Origin of the sequence: Cupriavidus oxalaticus, assembly GCF_038900635.1 — a bacterium.
Lineage (GTDB): Bacteria > Pseudomonadota > Gammaproteobacteria > Burkholderiales > Burkholderiaceae > Cupriavidus > Cupriavidus oxalaticus_B.
In genome coordinates this window covers 154,264-170,589 of the sequence record NZ_JAYMRX010000014.1, presented here as the reverse complement: position 1 = coordinate 170,589, position 16,326 = coordinate 154,264, and the positions used below count along the sequence as shown (strand labels likewise).

Annotated in this window: 17 protein-coding genes; 1 reads left to right on the top strand and 16 read right to left on the bottom strand. The window is 64.9% G+C overall.

The window, feature by feature from the left end:
• Positions 1-193: 193 nt before the first annotated feature.
• The 5 genes from VSR71_RS21745 to VSR71_RS21725 all read right to left on the bottom strand — a co-directional run bounded on the left by VSR71_RS21745 (position 194) and on the right by VSR71_RS21725 (position 4,066).
• The gene (locus VSR71_RS21745) at positions 194-1,183 is read right to left on the bottom strand and encodes a zinc-dependent alcohol dehydrogenase family protein (protein ID WP_342915906.1); all 990 of its coding nucleotides are present in this window, start codon (positions 1,181-1,183) and stop codon (positions 194-196) included.
• 171 nt (positions 1,184-1,354) lie between these two features.
• Positions 1,355-2,461, bottom strand: a complete 1,107-nt coding sequence (locus VSR71_RS21740) for an alkene reductase (RefSeq protein WP_342915905.1) — start codon at positions 2,459-2,461, stop codon at positions 1,355-1,357.
• 127 nt (positions 2,462-2,588) lie between these two features.
• A complete protein-coding gene (locus tag VSR71_RS21735; protein WP_342915904.1) occupies positions 2,589-3,335 on the bottom strand; it encodes an SDR family oxidoreductase in 747 nt (248 codons plus the stop codon).
• Between the two features lie 30 nt (positions 3,336-3,365).
• Positions 3,366-3,767 (bottom strand): nuclear transport factor 2 family protein, encoded by a 402-nt coding sequence (locus tag VSR71_RS21730; protein WP_342915903.1) that lies wholly within the window; start codon positions 3,765-3,767, stop codon positions 3,366-3,368.
• A 32-nt stretch (positions 3,768-3,799) separates the two neighbouring features.
• Positions 3,800-4,066, bottom strand: a complete 267-nt coding sequence (locus tag VSR71_RS21725) for a hypothetical protein (protein WP_342915902.1) — start codon at positions 4,064-4,066, stop codon at positions 3,800-3,802.
• Positions 4,067-4,121: 55 nt separating this feature from the next.
• On the opposite strand from VSR71_RS21725, the gene VSR71_RS21720 reads away from it, so the two are divergent.
• Positions 4,122-4,751, top strand: coding sequence for a TetR/AcrR family transcriptional regulator (locus tag VSR71_RS21720; protein WP_342915901.1), 630 nt, complete (start codon positions 4,122-4,124; stop codon positions 4,749-4,751).
• 379 nt (positions 4,752-5,130) lie between these two features.
• Here VSR71_RS21720 and flgL read toward each other — a convergent pair whose 3' ends face one another.
• The 11 genes from flgL to flgB form a co-directional block, all read right to left on the bottom strand.
• Positions 5,131-6,354, bottom strand: a complete 1,224-nt coding sequence (gene flgL, locus VSR71_RS21715) for a flagellar hook-associated protein FlgL (RefSeq protein ID WP_342915900.1) — start codon at positions 6,352-6,354, stop codon at positions 5,131-5,133.
• 41 nt (positions 6,355-6,395) lie between these two features.
• A complete protein-coding gene (flgK, locus tag VSR71_RS21710; protein WP_342915899.1) occupies positions 6,396-8,318 on the bottom strand; it encodes a flagellar hook-associated protein FlgK in 1,923 nt (640 codons plus the stop codon).
• Positions 8,319-8,690: 372 nt separating this feature from the next.
• The gene (flgJ, locus tag VSR71_RS21705; protein WP_342915898.1) at positions 8,691-9,728 is read right to left on the bottom strand and encodes a flagellar assembly peptidoglycan hydrolase FlgJ; all 1,038 of its coding nucleotides are present in this window, start codon (positions 9,726-9,728) and stop codon (positions 8,691-8,693) included.
• 2 nt (positions 9,729-9,730) lie between these two features.
• Positions 9,731-10,900, bottom strand: a complete 1,170-nt coding sequence (locus VSR71_RS21700; protein WP_342915897.1) for a flagellar basal body P-ring protein FlgI — start codon at positions 10,898-10,900, stop codon at positions 9,731-9,733.
• Complete coding sequence (gene flgH / locus VSR71_RS21695; protein WP_342915896.1) at positions 10,884-11,582, bottom strand: flagellar basal body L-ring protein FlgH; 699 nt, start codon at positions 11,580-11,582, stop codon at positions 10,884-10,886. Before flgH ends, VSR71_RS21700 begins: the two co-directional genes overlap by 17 nt.
• An 11-nt stretch (positions 11,583-11,593) precedes the next feature.
• On the bottom strand, positions 11,594-12,379 hold the full coding sequence (flgG, locus tag VSR71_RS21690; protein ID WP_209758555.1) for a flagellar basal-body rod protein FlgG: 786 nt from the start codon (positions 12,377-12,379) through the stop codon (positions 11,594-11,596).
• A 94-nt stretch (positions 12,380-12,473) separates the two neighbouring features.
• Positions 12,474-13,217 carry a flagellar basal-body rod protein FlgF gene (gene flgF / locus VSR71_RS21685; protein ID WP_342915895.1) on the bottom strand — a complete coding sequence of 248 codons (744 nt, stop codon included), beginning with the start codon at positions 13,215-13,217 and terminating at the stop codon, positions 12,474-12,476.
• Positions 13,218-13,262: 45 nt separating this feature from the next.
• Positions 13,263-14,525: a flagellar hook protein FlgE gene (gene flgE / locus VSR71_RS21680; protein ID WP_342915894.1), complete on the bottom strand. Its 1,263-nt coding sequence runs from the start codon at positions 14,523-14,525 to the stop codon at positions 13,263-13,265.
• Positions 14,526-14,590: 65 nt separating this feature from the next.
• The gene (locus tag VSR71_RS21675; RefSeq protein WP_342915893.1) at positions 14,591-15,262 is read right to left on the bottom strand and encodes a flagellar hook assembly protein FlgD; all 672 of its coding nucleotides are present in this window, start codon (positions 15,260-15,262) and stop codon (positions 14,591-14,593) included.
• A gap of 68 nt (positions 15,263-15,330) precedes the next feature.
• Entirely contained in the window at positions 15,331-15,738 is a 408-nt protein-coding gene (flgC, locus tag VSR71_RS21670) for a flagellar basal body rod protein FlgC (RefSeq protein ID WP_029048751.1), read from the bottom strand.
• Between the two features lie 24 nt (positions 15,739-15,762).
• Positions 15,763-16,170, bottom strand: a complete 408-nt coding sequence (gene flgB, locus VSR71_RS21665; RefSeq protein ID WP_342915892.1) for a flagellar basal body rod protein FlgB — start codon at positions 16,168-16,170, stop codon at positions 15,763-15,765.
• Between the last annotated feature and the right edge of the window lie 156 nt (positions 16,171-16,326).

The following is a 16,326-nucleotide window of genomic DNA, read 5'->3' as shown; positions in this document are numbered from 1 at the left end:
CCCAGTTTGAGGTTGCGAATACTCTGCTTGTCTAGTTCGTTCAATTTCGTCGGACGCCGCAGCTTCTTCCCCTGGCAACAGCTCGTCACCACCAGGTGCGCGAATTCGTCAACTTTATCGACGTCCATCCTGACCGCGCGTGTAGCGCCGGCGCAGCAGTGGTCACGCCACGCCGGGCTTGTTGCGGGCGCGCTTACACCGTCACGACAATCTTGCCGAACTGGCCGTTCGCTTCAAGATAGCGGTGCGCTTCTACCATTTCATCGAACGTGAACGTCTTGTCGATCACCGGCTTCAGCGCGCCGGAAGCGAGCCCGCCCAAGATGAAGTCGACTGCCGCCCTTTGACGTTCCGGGTCACCGCTGGTGTTCCAGATCGTGTATCCGACAATGGTCGGCAGCTTAATCAGCAGGTCCAGGTAGGACAGTTGTGACGGTTCCTCGCTCAGCGCGCCATACACGAGCAGTATGCCACCCGTCTTCATGGCCTGGATCAGCTTGCCAAGGCTAGGGCCGCCGACGGGATCGAACACCACGCGCGCGCCGGCACCGGCGGTGATGCGCATCACCTCGGCGACCATGTCCTGTTCCTCGGTGGCAATGACGAAGGCGGCGCCGGCGTCTAGCAACTGCTTGCGCTTGGCACCGGTGCGGGTCAGCGCGACCGGTGTGGCGCCAACCATATTGGCCAGCTGAATCGCGGCCAAGCCCACGCTGCTCGACGCCGCAGGAATGAGCACGACGTCGCCTGCGCCCAGCTTGGCGGTCTCGATGAAGGCGCCGTAGACGGTAATAAACATCATCCAGATCGACGACGCCTGCGCGAACGTTAGCGAGGGCGGATGTGAGACGACGGCTGAGACCGGCGCGAGCACCAGTTCGCCATACATGCCGTACTGGTTCTGTGAAAATGCCGGCACCGTGTTGACGGCGTCGCCCACTGCAAACCGCGTGACGTCAGGACCGACAGCATCGACGATTCCAGCCGCCTCGTAACCGAGCCGGGCCGGTAGCGTGGCCTCTTCAATATATTCGCCACTGCGCCACATGGACTCGGCGCGGTTCAGACCGATGGCCTTGACGCGGATCCGCACTTCGCCGGCAGCCGGCGGCGGGACGTCCACTTCCTTGTAGGTGAGCACTTCAGGGCCGCCGGGGGCGGAAAATTGAACGATACGTGACATGGTAGGACTTCTGGTTTGACTGGATGCTGCACCTGATTGGGTGAGTTGGGCGGGACGCTGGTACGCCCCCTGCTTTCCGCAGACGCTCAGGATTGCCACTGCATGCAGCGTTGGTCCTGTCTAAGGACCAACGCCAATTTCGCGATGGAGAGACAAGTTCGAAGAGCAGTATCAGGCGGCGGCGCGCTCCTCATGGAACGGGTAGTCGATGTAGCCGACATCCGTCCAGCCGAAGAAGGTTTCGCGATCGTAGGGGTTAAGCGGCAACTTGCGGCGCAGTCTTTCGGGCAGGTCGGGGTTCGCGATGAAGTCGCGGCCAAAAGCGATCAGGTCGGCATCACCCGCCTCGATGATCGCTTCCGCAGTTTCGCCCTTGAATCCGCCCGCCGCAATAATCGTGCCGCTGTAAACCTTGCGGATCAGCTGCGAAGCCACTGGATTGGGGTCCCTGGTTTCGTCCTCACTGGCTCCTTTTACGCGCGGCTCGATCAGGTGCAGATATGCAAGATTCAGCTTGTCCAGTTCGGTGGCAACGTAGGTGAACAGGCCGTGCGGATCGCTGTCGGACATGTCGCCAAATGAACCGCTCGGGCCCAGGCGCACCGCGACCCTGTCACTACCCCAGACAGAGATGACTGCGCGTGTGGCCTCCAGGAGGAAACGCGCACGATTCTCGAACGAACCGCCGTATTTGTCGGTGCGTTTGTTGCTGCCATCCTGCAGGAATTGGTCCAGCAGATAGCCGTTGGCAGAATGCAGTTCCACTCCGTCAAATCCCGCCTCAAGGCCTCGCTCCGCGGCGCGGCGGAAGCTCTCAACGAGATCCGCGATCTCTTCAATCTCCAATGCACGATTCGGCGTGTTGTCCACCCAACCCGCCCGCGTGTGCGCCACACCGCCGTGGGGGATGGCCGACGGGCCTACGGGCTGATTGCGACCCGGCTGGAGTACCTCATTCGACTGCCGTCCTGCGTGGTAAAGCTGCAGGAAGATCTTTCCGCCCTTCGCATGCACAGCATCGGTAACCAGTTGCCAGCCCGCGATCTGGCTATCGTCATGGAGTCCCGGTGCCCCATGGTAGCCGCTGCCATTGGGCGCAACCATTGTGGCTTCACCGATCAGCAGGGCGCCTGTCGACGTGCGCTGGGCATAGTACTCGGCCATCAGTGGGCCGGGTACTCCGCCGTCCTCGGCGCGCATGCGCGTGAGCGGCGCCAGCACGACGCGGTGCGACAACGCATGGGGACCTACCTTGACGGGTGTGAATAGCGTGGACATCAATTTGCTCCAGAAAGAGAAGTGGTTCGCGTGCGGACCAGGTGGCGCACGGCAGAATGAATGCAAATAAAAGGACAGGCGTCAGGCAATGCCATGCGGACCGCCTTCGCCCGCCCGGGCCGAGCGGTCAATCGGCCACCATCGAGTCGTTGAACGCGTTGACCCAGGCGTGCTCGTTCGGCCCAGGATTGGCGCGCATGTCCACGGCCGGCCCCACCAATATTTCGTTCGCTTCCGTGCCCAATTGTTCGATCGCACCTGCGATGAATGCGTCGAGCGGCATCGCGCGCGCTTCCTCGCTGCTGTTCATCAACTCGGTGCGGACCCAAGGCGGCGCGATCTCGATGACCGAGACCTTGTCGTTCCGGAGCAAGAAACGTTGCGAAAGCGTGTAGGAATGCAGCGCCGCCTTGGTGGCGCTGTACACCGCGGTGAGTGCCAGAGGTACGAAGCCGAGCACCGATGTGACATTGGCGACGACGGCGTCGTCTTGTGTCTTCAAGTGCTCGATCAGCGCCGAGGTCATGCGTATCGGGCCGAGCAGGTTGGTCTCGACCGTTGCTTTTAGCAGGGCGTCGTCGACCGGGCCTCCGGCGCCATCGGGATGCATGATGCCGGCGTTATTGATCAGCACGTTCAGGCCGGGATGGTCAGCGATCAGCCTGGCGGCGACGGACTCGATATCGAGCGGATCAGTGATGTCGAGCGAAACTGCCCGCATGCCGGGATTCGCGTCGATCGTCGCTTGCAAGCGCTCGGCGCGGCGGCCGGAGATGATGACCTGGTTGCCGAGCTTGTGGAGCGCTTCGGCAAGGCCGCGGCCAATACCAGAGCCGCCGCCGGTGATGAAGATGGTGTTGCCTGTGAGTTTCATGATGGATTCGATGGCACGGTTGGTTTAGCGTCAGCTCGGAAAACTGCTTCCGAACATGGGCAGGCCGCTTTTCGATTCGGCCTCGGTGGCTTCGTCCTGGAGTACGTCCCAATGCTCGGCGAGCACACCGTCCGCAATGCGCAGGATGTCGGCTGCGATCCATGCGGCAGGGCGCCCGTGGCCCGAGAAGCGCCCGTGGACGATTACGTATTCCCCCTCCGCCAGGATCACGCCGGGCTCGTATCGCAATGTCTCGGGCAGGGTCTTGATCAGATCGAACAGCCCGCTGCGGCCCGGTGCGATATGCGCGCTGTGCTGGATGTAGTCGGGCGACCAGAAGCGCTCGGCGGCGGCATAGTCGCGTTGGTTGAAAAGCGTGTCGAAAGCTTCGAGCACAAGCGCCTTGTTGGCGGCTTCGGTAGCGTCGGTCATGAAAGTTTCCAGAGATGGTTGATGGCGGCGCATCACGTCGCAACGGACTGAAGCGGGGGATAGTCGGCAAAGCCCGGGGACGTCGCGCCGTAGACCTTCGGCCAATCGATCTCGAAATCGACGTTCGCATTGATGTTGCCGACGCTTGGTAAATCCAGGTCGCCTGGCTGGATCGGCTTGAGCAGCGGGGGGTGACTTTCAATAGGCATGACGTTCCTGCGAAGTGGTGTTCCCAAACACGATGGTGATTGACATTGAGTTTTGATGATGCGCGTCAAAAAGTCAAGGTCGATCACCATTGTCTTTTGGTGGGGCGGCTATAATTGCACTATCAACGGCCAGGAGCATTGAGCGATGGGTGTCTCAAAACAGAAGGCGGTGGAGAACCGGCAAGCGATCATCGAGGCGTCGGAAAGGCTGTTCCGCGCACATGGAATCGATGGGGTTGGGCTGAGCGCGCTAATGAAAGCGGCAGGCTTCACACAGGGTGGCTTCTATAACCACTTCGCATCGAAAGAAGCGCTGGCGGCCGAAGTGGTGGCAACTGCGATGGACAAGGCCAATCGCGATCTGAAGGAAGCGATCGCGGCGCCCATCGCGTCAGGCGGCAACCGGCTGAGGCGACAGGTCGACTTTTATCTGTCCGGCACGCATTGCAGCGATATTGAGCACGGTTGCGCGATAGCTGGCCTGACAGCGGACGTCCGCCGTCTTGGCCACGAAGCCCAGGCGCACTTCGCAAGCGGCCTGCAGACAATGTTCGACACCCTGACCGCGCTCATGGAAGACCAGCGGGCTAGCGGTCCGGATGCCCCCACCTCACGGCGGGAAGCCATCGCTTTTTATTGTGAAATGGTGGGTGCCCTCATCCTGGCCCGCGCTGTCGCGAGCGCCGATCCCGCGTTCGGACAAGAGATACGGGAAGCTAGCCGCGAGACGCTGCTCAAGGCTTTCGCGCTTGATGCAACTGAGGCTAAGCGGTGAGGCGTGTCATACCCGGGCGGGCCGGCTGTGGCCGCCTAAGATCGGTCATTTAGCAACTACGCCTGCCGCAGCCGAAACGATTGATGGAAAGCGGACAGCGTTCACGCGAATGGCCGATATTGACGTAGCCGAACGGACTACACGCGCATGAAGCTCGAAAGGGTAGCTATGAAGATGTGACCGTCGAAAAAGGTGGACTGCCGCCTCCCTTTCCGACGCCGCCTTTGAGATGGCGGATACCATTTGTCAACGCTTTGTCCCACAAGGGTTTTCGGTCCCTGGAGCGGAATTTGACAAATGTTTGGTTGGCGGTTTGCCGAACTCTATTCCCACAGGACAGAAAAGCTGCGGAATCCGTCCGGCTGACACCGACCTACACTCAAAGATACTTGAACAGATTCATCCCCTGAATCTGCATGAACGACTGCTGCGCTCCCTGCAGAGCCGTCTGCCGCTGGTAATACTCGGTAATCGCCGCCGCGTAATCCAGGTCCTGCAGCCCCGACAGCGTCTGCGAATACGTCAGGTCGCGATTGGTGCCGACATCGTCCAGCGCATCCAGTTCCTGCATCCGCGAACCCACCGAGGCACGCACCGTCAGCACGTTGTCCAGCGAATTGGAAAACTGGCGCGTCGCCGTGGACAGCACGTTGTTCAGCTGGGCCTGGTCGCTGGGGGTGCTGGTCGGCCGGCGCAGCGTGTCGATGACGTTCTGCAGGTTCGCGAACATGTCGGTGCCGGCTTCCCTGGCGGGCTGCATGGTCAGGGTATCGCCGTCCTTCGGCTCGCCGCTGACATTGAAGGTGACGCCGCCGACCTCGATGCGAGTCGGTGCGTTGTAGGCAGTCGGGCCGGCCAGCGCGGGCGCGGTGGGATCGGCCATGTCGGTGATGGTGTATTCCATCTGGCCGGTGGCGTTGGTCTGGAAGTTGACTTGCAGCGACTTGCCATACAGCGGGTCGCTGGGGTCGGTGATCGAGACCGTGCCGAAGGTGGCGGTGCCGGTGTTGGCACTGTTGCCCTTGATGACATAGCCGGCGCCGCCCGTGACGCTCATGAACACGTCGCGGCCATTGTCGCCGGCGGACATCTGGCGCGCGACGTCGACCTGCAGCAGCTGCTGGCCGGTATCGCCGATGTAGCTGCCGGCGCCGGCACTTTGCGTGAACGGCGCGGTGCCTGAGCGGGTGCCGCCGAACAGGTACTGGCCGTTGCCGTCATCGGAGTTGGCCAGGCCGAGCAGCTGGTTATAGAGCCCTTCCAGCGCGGTGGCGAGCGAGCCGCGGTCGGCATCGCTCATGGTGCCGTTGCCGGCCTGCACCAGCAGCGTCTGGATGTTCTGCGTGACGGTAGTTGCCGACTGCAGCGCGTTTTCCTCCGCCGCCAGCGCGATATTGGCCTGGCTGCGCGAGGTCGCGTACTGGCCGTTGACCGCCTGGGCCTGGCTGACGCCGAGCGCGCGGGTGGCGGCGACCGGGTCGTCGGACGGCGTGAGGACGCGGCGGCCGGTGCCGAGCTGTTGCTGGATATGCAGCAGCGAGCCCTGTTGCAGGTTCATTGACGCCAGGCCTTGCTGGTAGAGGGTGGAGCTTGCAACGCGCATGATGGATTGTCTATTCGAATACGTTGACTTGCTGGCAGGCCTTACCGGATGCCGATGAGGGTGTCGAACAGCGAACCGGCCGTCTGGATCACGCGGGCGTTGGCCTGGTACAGCTGCTGGAAGCGCAGCATCGACACCGTTTCCTCGTCCATGTTGACGCCGGACACCGACTGCTGCGCTGCCTTGATCTGCGTCGTGACGCTGTCCTGCGAGGTCGACGCGATCTTGATCGACTTGGCGCGCGTGCCGACGTCGTTGACCAGCTGTGCATAGGCTTCGCTGAAGCTGGACACGCCGCCGATGGTTTTCGCGCTCTGCAGCTTGGCCAGGTTCAGCATGTTGCCGTTGTCCTTGACGCCGCCGGCGTTGCCGCCGAGCGTGAAGGAATCGCCAACCGCGGGCGTGCCGCCGAATGTGAAGGTCAGGCCGCCGATGTTGTAGTCGGTATTGCTGCCATTGGGCACGCCGGTGGGCTGCGGCGTCAGGTCCGTGCCCGTTGCATCCTTGAACACGTAGCCGGTCGCGGTATAGACGGCGGTGATCTTGCCGGCCATCGGCGTGAAGCCCGGCGCAACGTTGCTCAGGCCGGCGGTGGCGCTGCCCTTGTTGCCAGCGGCGGCATCGGCACGCGCCGGCGAGGCCGCGGCGATCCTGGCGGGATCGCTGATCGCCATGTCGAAGCCGGCCGCGGCATTGCGCGTCGGCTGGATCACGAACGAATCCTGGGCGCCCATTGCCGCATTGATCGTCACGCTGAAGCCGTCGGCACTGAAGGTCAGCGGATAGGTCGGTGCGGGTGTGCCCGGCACGGGCGTGGCTACCTGCGCGTTGTCGGACAGGCGCGTCAGCGTGTAGTTGGTGCCGTCGAACTGCAGCTTGTAGTCGCTGGTGGTCAGTGCCGAGGCGTCGTCGATGGTGGCCGACGCTACGGTGCCGATGGCAGTGTTCCTGTCGTTGGGCAGCACCGTGGCATTGCCCAGCTTGAACATGTCGGTGCCGATCGCGCCAGTCAGGTCCATGCCCAGCTTGTGCTGCGCATTGAAGCTCTGGCCAATCGCCAGCGACAGCCGGCCGATCGCGCTTTGCGCGGAATCGAGCGTTTCGGAGCGGAATTGCAGCAGGCCGCCCAGCGAGCCGCCGGTGATCGCACCGGGCTGGCTTTCATACGCGCTGCCGTTCGGCAGCGTGTAGGCGACCACGGTACGGCCGGGGTCGGCAGCGGAGGTCACGGCCTTCAGGTCGTACGATTCATTGCCCATCACCAGCGGCTGTCCGTTGCCCACGAAGACGTTGTAGGTGCCGCCGTCCTGCACCACCACCTTGGCGCCGACCAGCTTGTTCAACTCTGCCACCGCCTGGTCGCGCTGGTCGAGCAGGTCGTTGGGCGGCTGGCCGCCCGAGGCGGCTTTCATGCGCGTGATTTCCTTGTTCAGGTCGGCGATCTGCGTGGTGTAGGCATTGACCTGCGAAACCGCGGTGCCGACCTGTTCGTTGACGCCCGACTGCAACTGCTTGAAATAGTTGCTGGCGGAGCGGACCTGGCCGACCAGGGCCTGCCCGGCGGACAGCATGCCCTGGCGCGCGGCGGGGTCGGCCGGCGTGTCGGCCACTGCCTGCACCGCGGCGAAGAACTTCTGCATCAGCGGCGCCAGGCCGCCCTTCTGGTCGGCGAGCAGGTTGTCGATCTGGGCGATCTGGTCGGAGTAGGCCGCCAGCGAAGCGCTGGCCGAAGTCGCGCCGCGCAGCTGGCCGGTCAGGAACTCGTCATAGACCCGGATCACCGTGGTGGTGCTGGATCCGTAGCCGTAGAAGCCCTGGCTGGTGTACTGGCCGCCTGCCGATGCGATGATAGTGTTCTGGCGCGAATAGCCTTCGGTCGCCGAGTTGGCGAAGTTGTGGCCGGTCGTCGTCAGCGCGTTCTGCGCGGTGTTCAGGCCGGAAAGACCAATACTGAAGAGAGACATCGTGCTCTGACCCCGGATTCGTTGGACTGCCGCGGCTTGGAGCGGCGGAGGTGGATGTGGGAGTTATCGGTTGGATGGGGGCGGGACTTTAGGTTCAAGTGCGGTCGATTGCGCACGGTGCGCGATAGCCGATGGCCGATAGCCGATGGCCGATAGCCGATAGCCGATAGCCACATGCAGTTCCACTTGCGGCGGTTTGCTCCCCTCTCCCGCTTGCGGGAGAGGGGCCGGGGGTGAGGGCAGGCGCTGGCAGTACTGAAGCGCTTTACTTCGTGGGTGCTCCGGCCCTCACCCCCACCCCTCTCCCACTTCGCGGGAGAGGGGAGCCTGGTTTTGGCGGTGTCAGCTATGGCGGATGCCGCGCCGTCCGCCTTAAACCGCCACCTTCTTCATGATCTTCACCAGCTTGTGCCCGTACGACGGATCCGTCGCATACCCTGCCCGCTGCAGCCCGTGCGCCGCCTCCTCCGCCGAGCCCGCGCTCACCACGCCCGCGTAGCGCGGATTGCTGGTCAGCAGGCGCGCGTAGTCCGCGCAGGCCTCGTCATACGATCCATAGGCGCGGAACTTTGCCTTTACCTTCTGCGGCTGGCCGTCGACGTACTCGGTGGTGGTGATCTCGGCCACGGGGCCCTTCCAGCCCGATCCGGCCTTGATGCCGAACACGTTGAACGTGGTCGAGCCATCGGCATGCAGGATCTCGCGCTGGCCCCATCCCGACTCGAGCGCCGCCTGGCCGACGATCAGCCGCGCCGGCACGCCCGAGGCGCGGGACGCGGCCTCGGCCGGCGCCGCCATGCGCGCGACGAAGGCGCTGACGTGGGCGGGCGCATCGGCTGGCAGCGGGCCGAGTTCTTCGCCGTTCTGGCCACGGTCGCCGTAGAACTGCGACTGGTACTGGCGCAAGCCCGCGGTAGGGTTCCAGCTCTGTCCCGGCACCACCGTGCCGACGGCGGGCAGGTCCGCGGATTCATTGCCGTCGGCAGGCGCAGCGCCGCGGCTGTCGAGCAGCCGTGCCATCTCGGCATCGGCGGCACGGCCCGACTCGGCCGCCGTCATTGCATTCATGCCCGCCGGCATCGGCGTGCCCGAGGCACGCGCCAGCTGGCGCACCATCACTTCGGCCAGCCCGATGCCGCGCGACGACATCTGCTGCGCAAGCTGCTGGTCCATCATCGACATGTAGAGCTTGCTCTGCTCGTTGTCGAAGAGGCCGTCCTGCGGCGTGGCGTTGCGCATGCTCTTGAGCACCATCTGCGTGAACACCGCCTCGAACTGCCTGGCGGCCGCCTGCAGGGTGGCCGCGTCGGCACCGTTGCGCGCGCTATGCTTGAGCGCCTCGAAACCCTGCGTGTCGAGCGCGAAGCGCTGCGTCAGGTCCGCGGCCTGCGGTGGCATGGACGCGCTCATGGTCAGATCACTTCCAGTTCCGCACGCAGCGCACCGGCGGCGCGCATGGCTTCCAGGATGGTCTGCAGGTCGGCCGGGGTCGCGCCCAGCGCGTTCAGGCCCTTGACCACGGCAGCCAGCGAGGCGCCGGCCTTGACCACCTGCAGCGAGCCGCCCTGCTGCTTCATGTCGATCTGCGACACCGGCGCCACCACGGTCCGGCCCTCGCTGAAGGGCGCGGGCTGGCTGATCACCGGCTGCGTATTGATCACCACCGACAGGTTGCCGTGCGCAACCGCGCAGTCTTCCACCGTCACCGCCTGGTTCATCACGATCGAACCGGTGCGGGCGTTCAGGATGACCTTGGCCGCGGCCTTGGCCGGCGTCACGTCGATATTCTCGATGCGGGCCAGGAAGGCCACGCGCGCGCTCGACGCGGCAGGAGCGCGTACCTGCACCGTGCGGCCGTCGAGCGCCGCGGCAACGCCGCCGCCCATGGAACGGTTGATGGCCTCGACCACGCGCTCGGCGGTGCCGAAATCGGTTTCCTTCAGCTCCAGGTTGAGCACGCCGCCGTCCGGCTGGAACGGCGCGACCGCGCGCTCGACGATGGCGCCGTTGGCGATACGGCCCACCGCGAGCTGGTTGATCTGCACCTTGCTGCCGTTGGCCGACGCACCCGCGCCGCCCACCAGCATATTGCCCTGCGCGATCGCGTAGACCTGCCCGTCAGCGCCCTTGAGCGGCGTCATCAGCAGCGTGCCGCCGCGCAGGCTCTTGGCATTGCCCATCGACGACACCACCACGTCAAGCTGGCTGCCGGGCTGCGCAAAGGCGGGCAGCGTGGCCGTGACCATCACCGCGGCCACGTTCTTGAGCTGCATGTTCTTGCCGGCCGGCAGCGTGATCCCCAGCTGCGAGAGCATGTTGGTCAGGCTCTGCGTGGTGAACGGCGTCTGCATGGTCTGGTCGCCGGTGTTGTCCAGGCCGACCACCAGGCCGTAGCCCACCAGCGGGTTGTCGCGCACGCCCTGGAAAGTGGCCAGGTTCTTCAGGCGCTCGGCCTTGGCGACGGTGGCGAAGGCCCCGAAGGCCACGCCCAGCGCCAGGCTGATCACGCTCACGCGCAGCAGGCGTGACAGGAAATAGGCGAGCATGGAAGCGGACATGGCGCGGTCAGAACGGCAAGACATTGAGGAAGAAGCGCTGCAGCCAGCCCATGTTCTGCGCTTCGTCGATCACGCCCTTGGCGGTGTATTCGATGCGCGCGTCGGCCACCTGCGTGGACAGCACGGCGTTGTCGCCGGTGACGGTGCGCGGATTGACCACGCCCGAGAAACGGATGAACTCGGCGCCCTGGTTGATCGCCATCTGCTTTTCGCCGGAGACCACCAGGTTGCCGTTCTGCAGCACCTCCAGCACGGTGACGGTGATGGTGCCGTTGAAGGTGTTGGCCGCGCTCGCGCCGCCGCTGGCCTTCATGCTGTTGGCGCCGTTGATGTCGGCATTCTGGCTGGCGCTGAACAGCCCCGCCAGCGCACGCGGCACGGCGTCGAATGCCAGCGTGGTGCTGCCGGTACGGCTGGTATTGGTGCCGGAGTTCTTGCTGGCGTTGACGTTTTCGGTGATGACGATGGTCAGGATATCGCCCACGTTGCGCGGGCGGCGGTCCTCGAACAGCGGGTTGCCGGCATACGACGACTGGTAGATCGAGCCGGAGGCCGGCCCCACCGGGCGCGGCTCGGCACGCGCGGTGGTGGGCAATTGCACCAGCGGCTCGCGCGGCATCAGCGCGCAGCCGCTGGTGGCCAGCATTGCCACGCCGGCCAGGCAAACCAGCGCACGCGCGCCCAGGCGGGAAAGCAAGGTGGCCATGTCCACAACCCTCAACCCATCTGCGCCAGGCGCTGCAGCATCTGGTCGGACGTCTGCACTGCCTTGCTGTTGATCTCGTACGCGCGCTGGGTCTGGATCATGCTGACCAGTTCCTCAACCACGTTGACGTTGGACGCTTCCACGTAGTTCTGCTGCAGCACGCCGGCGCCGTTCAGGCCCGGCACGGTGGTATTGGGCGCGCCCGACGCGTCGGTCTGCACGTACAGGTTCTCGCCCATGCTTTCCAGGCCGGCCGGGTTCATGAAGGTGGCGAGCTGCAGCTGGCCGACCTGCACGTTGGCGCTGGAGCCCGGCTGCGTCACCGACACCGTGCCGTCGCGCGCGACCGTCAGCGACAGCGTGTTGGCCGGGATGGTGACGGCGGGCTGGATCACGAAGCCGCTGGAAGTCACCAGCTGGCCGTTCTGGTCCACCTGGAACGAGCCGTCGCGGGTATAGGCGGTGGTGCCGTCGGGCAGCGCCACCTGGAAGAAGCCCTGGCCGATGATGGCCACGTCCTTGTTGTTGCCGGTCTGCTGCGGATTGCCCTGGGTGTGGATGCGCTCGGTCGCGACCGGGCGCACGCCGGTGCCCAGCTGCATGCCCGAGGGCAGCGTGGTCTGGTCCGACGACAGCGCGCCGGGCTGGCGGATGGTCTGGTACATCAGTTCCTCGAACACCGCGCGACCGCGCTTGAAGCCGTTGGTCGACACGTTGGCCAGGTTGTTCGAGACCACGTCCATCTGCGTTTGCTGCGCATCGAGGCCGGTCTTGGCAATCCAGAGAGAGCGGATCATGGTGGTCCTTGCTTGGAGTCTTGTAGCTGGTAGCTGGAGCGGCGGGCGCGCCCGCAATCGGCGCGCCGCGCTCCGGATCAGTGTTGCGGCCGCGTCAGTTGGTCGACAGCAGCTGGTTGGCGCGCTGCTCGTTGCCGTCCGCGCCCTGGATCATCTTCATCTGCATCTCGAAGCGGCGCGCATTGGCGATCATCTCGACCATGGCTTCGGTCGGATTGACGTTGCTGCCTTCGAGCGCGCCCGAGATCACGCGCACGGTGGGATCGGCTTCGAGCGGCTGCGCACCGGGGCGCAGGCGGAACAGGCCGTCGTCGCCGCGCGCGATGGCGTCATTGGGCGGGTTGACCACGCGCAGCCGGCCCACCTGGGCCAGGCCCGCGGAGGCCTCGCCCGGCCCGCGCGCGGTGATGGTGCCGTCCGTGCCGATGGTGACCTGCGAGCCGGGCGGCACCGCCAGCGGTCCGCCGTCGCCCATCACTGGCAGGCCGGACAGGGTCTGCACCTGGCCGTCCTGCGCCACCTGCAGCGCGCCGGCACGGGTATAGGCCTCGGTGCCGTCAGGCGCCTGCACCACCAGCCAGCCGTTGCCCTGCAGCGCCACGTCGAGCGCGCGGCCGGTGTAGGTCAGCGGACCGGCGCGCATGTCGGCGCCCGGCGTAGACGCCAGCGTGAAGGCACGCGTGCCGGCCTCGGCGCCGACCACCGGCACCGCGCGATACAGGTTGACCTGCGCGCGGAAGCCCGGCGTCGACACGTTGGCCAGGTTGTTCGATACCGCCGCCTGCTGGTCGAGTATCTGCTTGGCGCCCGACAGGGCGGTGTAGATCATGCGGTCCATCGACTTGCCTCAGCTGGTTTTGCTTGTGATGCGGCGCGCCACGGCTTACATGTTCACCAGCGACTGCATGACCTGGTTCTGGGTCTCGATGGTCTTGGCGTTGGCCTGGTAATTGCGCTGCGCGATGATCAGGTTGACCAGCTCGGCGGAGAGGTCGACGTTGGACGCTTCATTGGCGTTCGACATCAGCTGGCCGCGCGAGCCGCCCGGCGTGCCGATGACCGGCTGGCCGGAAGCGCCGGTGGCTGCCCAGGTGTTGCCGCCCTCGGGGCGCAGGCCTTCGGCGTTGCCGAAGCTGGCCAGCACCACGGTGCCGAGCTCCTGGGTCTGCTCGTTCGAATAGCTGCCGCGGATGGTGCCGTCGGCTTCGATCGAGAAGCCGAGCAGGCTGCCCGAGGCATAGCCATTCTGTGTGGGCGGCTTGGCGTCGTGGTCGGAGCCAAATTGCGTCGTGCCGGCCAGGTCTACCTTCATCGACATGGCGCCGGCGCCGTTTGCCGCCGGCGAGGTCAGTGCGAACGAGGCGGGGTTGGTGGAGACCAGTTTGCCGGCACTGTCGAACGACAGCGTGACCGTCTGGCCGGCGGGGGTGGGAGGCGTGGTGGCGGTATCGCCGACACCAAGCCGGTTGCCGGCCTCATCGGTCACGTTCAGCACCCAGTCGGTGCCGCCGGGCACCGTCGGGGCCCCTCCCATCTCCTTGCCGAAATAGGCAACCACCTGCCGGGCATTGCCGAGCGAGTCGTACACCGTCATGCTGGTGCTGTAGTTGTACATCGACGAGTTAGGCAGGCTGCCGGGCGTGCTGGCGAACGCGGTCGTCGGCACGGTGCTGCGCGAATCGAGGTTGAACTGCGCCGTGATGTCGGTGGTTTCCTGGGGCGCCATCTGCGCATTGGATACCACCAGCGGCTGCGGCGTGGCGCCGCCGCCGGCCGCGGCCGCCGGATAGCCGGTCAGCTGCAGGCCCTGCGCGTTGACGATGCGTCCGTCATCGGTGCGCAGGAACTGCCCGTTGCGCGAGAAATGCACCGATCCATCGGTCCCGACCAGCCGGTAGAAGCCGTTGCCGTTGGTGATGGCCACATCCAGCGATCGCCCGGAAGCCTCGATATTGCCCTGCTTGAACGACTGGACCACCGAGTTGACCGTCGTGCCCAGGCCGATCTTGCTGCCGGCATAGACATCGGCGAACTGCGTGGTCGATTGCTTGTAGCCGACCGTGTTGGCGTTGGCAATGTTGTTGCCGATCACATCCAGATTGGCTGCCGCGGCATTGATGCCGCTTACCCCTTGACCGAAACCCATGGATAGCTTCCTTTTGATTTGGCTGTCGTTGATGCCGGGCGCGCAGCGCGCACCAGCGCCTGCGATTAGAGAATGCGCCGTACCTCGTCGACGTTCGCGGCCTGGCCGTCGGCCAGGTTGACCAGCACGCCGGACGCGTCGCCACTGATGCTCTGTACCTTGCCGTAGACCAGCGCCACCGGCTGCACCGAGGTGCCGTTGGCGGTGGCGTTGACGCGGAAGGTGTATTCGCCGTCAGCGACCGCGACACCGGCATCGTTCTTCCCGTCCCAGGCCACGTCGTGCACGCCCGAGGTCTGGCCCTTCATGTCGATGGTGCGCACCACATTGCCCTTGTCGTCGAGCACGTCGACTGTGACGGCATCCGCCGTGGACGGCAGGTCGATGCCGAACTTTGCGGGCACACCGCCTTCGACCGACACCTGCTTGCCCGGCACCATCACGGTGCGGCCGATCAGCGCGGCGGAATCCATCGCGCGGCTGGCGCTGACCTGGTTCAGCAACTGCGACAGCGTCGCGTTCATGGTCTGCTGGCCGCTGACCGTGGAAATCTGCGCCAGCTGCGAGGTCAGCTGCGAGTTATCCAGCGGCTTGAGCGGGTCCTGGTTGTTGAGCTGGGTCACCAGCATCTTCAGGAAGTTGTTCTGCAGGTCGGCGGCGCTGGAGCTGCTGCTCTTCAGCGCATCGTTGATGTTGGTGGTACTGCTGTTGCTGTTGACCGAAGACGTGGTGGTCATGTCGCGCGGTTCCTTTTCGTTAGATCGTCGAGGGGCCGTTAATTGCCGATACTGGCCGATACTGGCTGTTACTGGCCGATCGTCAGCGTCTTGAGCATCATGTTCTTGGCGGAGTTGAGCACCTCGACATTGGCCTGGTACGAGCGCGAGGCCGAGATCATGTTGACCATCTCTTCCACCGGGTTGACGTTGGGCATGACCACGTAGCCCTGCGCGTTCGCCATCGGATGCGTGGGGTTGTGGACCATGCGCGGCGGCGACGGGTCTTCGCTGATGCCGGCCACCTGCACGCCGCCGACGTCGCTCTGGCCGGGCGTGGGAGCCATGCCGAACACGACTTGCTTGGCACGGTAGGCCTGCCCGTCAGGGCTGACCACGCTGTCGGCGTTGGCCAGGTTGGACGCGGTCACGTTCATGCGCTGCGACTGCGCCGCCATGGCCGAGCCCGCGACGTCGAAGATGTTCATTGCCGGCATGCGCTCTCTCCTTGCTGCGTGGTCTTATTGCTGGATCGCCGCCAGCATGGTCTTGATCTTCGAGTTCATCACCGTCAGGCCCGACTCGAAATGCACCGCGTTGTCGGCGAAGGCGACGCGCTCGGCATCCATTTCAACGGTGTTGCCGTCGGCGCTGGACTGCAGCGGAATGCGGTAGGCCAGGTCGAACGCCTCGCGGGTCGGTGCCTGCGCGGGCAGGTGGCGCACCTGGGTGGTCGACAGCGACATGCCTTCGTTGCGATGGCCGCGTTCCACCGACTGCGCCAGCGTGCTGGCGAAATCGAAGTCGCGGGCCTTGTAGCCCGGGGTATCGGCGTGCGCGATGTTGGAGGCAATCACCGATTGCCGCTGGTTGCGCAAGCTCAGCGCCTCCTGCTGGAAGCGTAGCGACGCGTCGAGTCTGTCGATCATGCTGGCATCTCCCTGTCCGACTGCGTGGACGAACCACCGGACAACGAATTCAATGAATTCAACGAATAGCGAAGGGACGACCTTCTTCAGGGTTGCCATCTTAGGCGGGGGCCCGTCACGCCAATCGGATGAATAAGGACAGGAAATCCTTGCATT

Bases quoted from the DNA above. Each gene is read 5' to 3' on its own strand.
- flgJ (WP_342915898.1), bottom strand. From the start codon at position 9,728: ATGAGCGCGTCCATGCCACCGCAGGCCGCGGACCTGACGCAGCGCTTC.
- VSR71_RS21725 (WP_342915902.1), bottom strand. From the start codon at position 4,066: ATGGTGATCGACCTTGACTTTTTGACGCGCATCATCAAAACTCAATGT.
- flgG (WP_209758555.1), bottom strand. From the start codon at position 12,379: ATGATCCGCTCTCTCTGGATTGCCAAGACCGGCCTCGATGCGCAGCAA.
- VSR71_RS21675 (WP_342915893.1), bottom strand. From the start codon at position 15,262: ATGACCACCACGTCTTCGGTCAACAGCAACAGCAGTACCACCAACATC.
- VSR71_RS21735 (WP_342915904.1), bottom strand. From the start codon at position 3,335: ATGAAACTCACAGGCAACACCATCTTCATCACCGGCGGCGGCTCTGGT.
- VSR71_RS21730 (WP_342915903.1), bottom strand. From the start codon at position 3,767: ATGACCGACGCTACCGAAGCCGCCAACAAGGCGCTTGTGCTCGAAGCT.
- flgK (WP_342915899.1), bottom strand. From the start codon at position 8,318: ATGTCTCTCTTCAGTATTGGTCTTTCCGGCCTGAACACCGCGCAGAAC.
- flgB (WP_342915892.1), bottom strand. From the start codon at position 16,170: ATGATCGACAGACTCGACGCGTCGCTACGCTTCCAGCAGGAGGCGCTG.
- flgE (WP_342915894.1), bottom strand. From the start codon at position 14,525: ATGGGTTTCGGTCAAGGGGTAAGCGGCATCAATGCCGCGGCAGCCAAT.
- VSR71_RS21700 (WP_342915897.1), bottom strand. From the start codon at position 10,900: ATGTCTTGCCGTTCTGACCGCGCCATGTCCGCTTCCATGCTCGCCTAT.
- VSR71_RS21720 (WP_342915901.1), top strand. From the start codon at position 4,122: ATGGGTGTCTCAAAACAGAAGGCGGTGGAGAACCGGCAAGCGATCATC.
- VSR71_RS21745 (WP_342915906.1), bottom strand. From the start codon at position 1,183: ATGTCACGTATCGTTCAATTTTCCGCCCCCGGCGGCCCTGAAGTGCTC.
- flgH (WP_342915896.1), bottom strand. From the start codon at position 11,582: ATGGCCACCTTGCTTTCCCGCCTGGGCGCGCGTGCGCTGGTTTGCCTG.
- flgL (WP_342915900.1), bottom strand. From the start codon at position 6,354: ATGCGCGTTGCAAGCTCCACCCTCTACCAGCAAGGCCTGGCGTCAATG.
- VSR71_RS21740 (WP_342915905.1), bottom strand. From the start codon at position 2,461: ATGTCCACGCTATTCACACCCGTCAAGGTAGGTCCCCATGCGTTGTCG.
- flgC (WP_029048751.1), bottom strand. From the start codon at position 15,738: ATGCCGGCAATGAACATCTTCGACGTCGCGGGCTCGGCCATGGCGGCG.
- flgF (WP_342915895.1), bottom strand. From the start codon at position 13,217: ATGGACCGCATGATCTACACCGCCCTGTCGGGCGCCAAGCAGATACTC.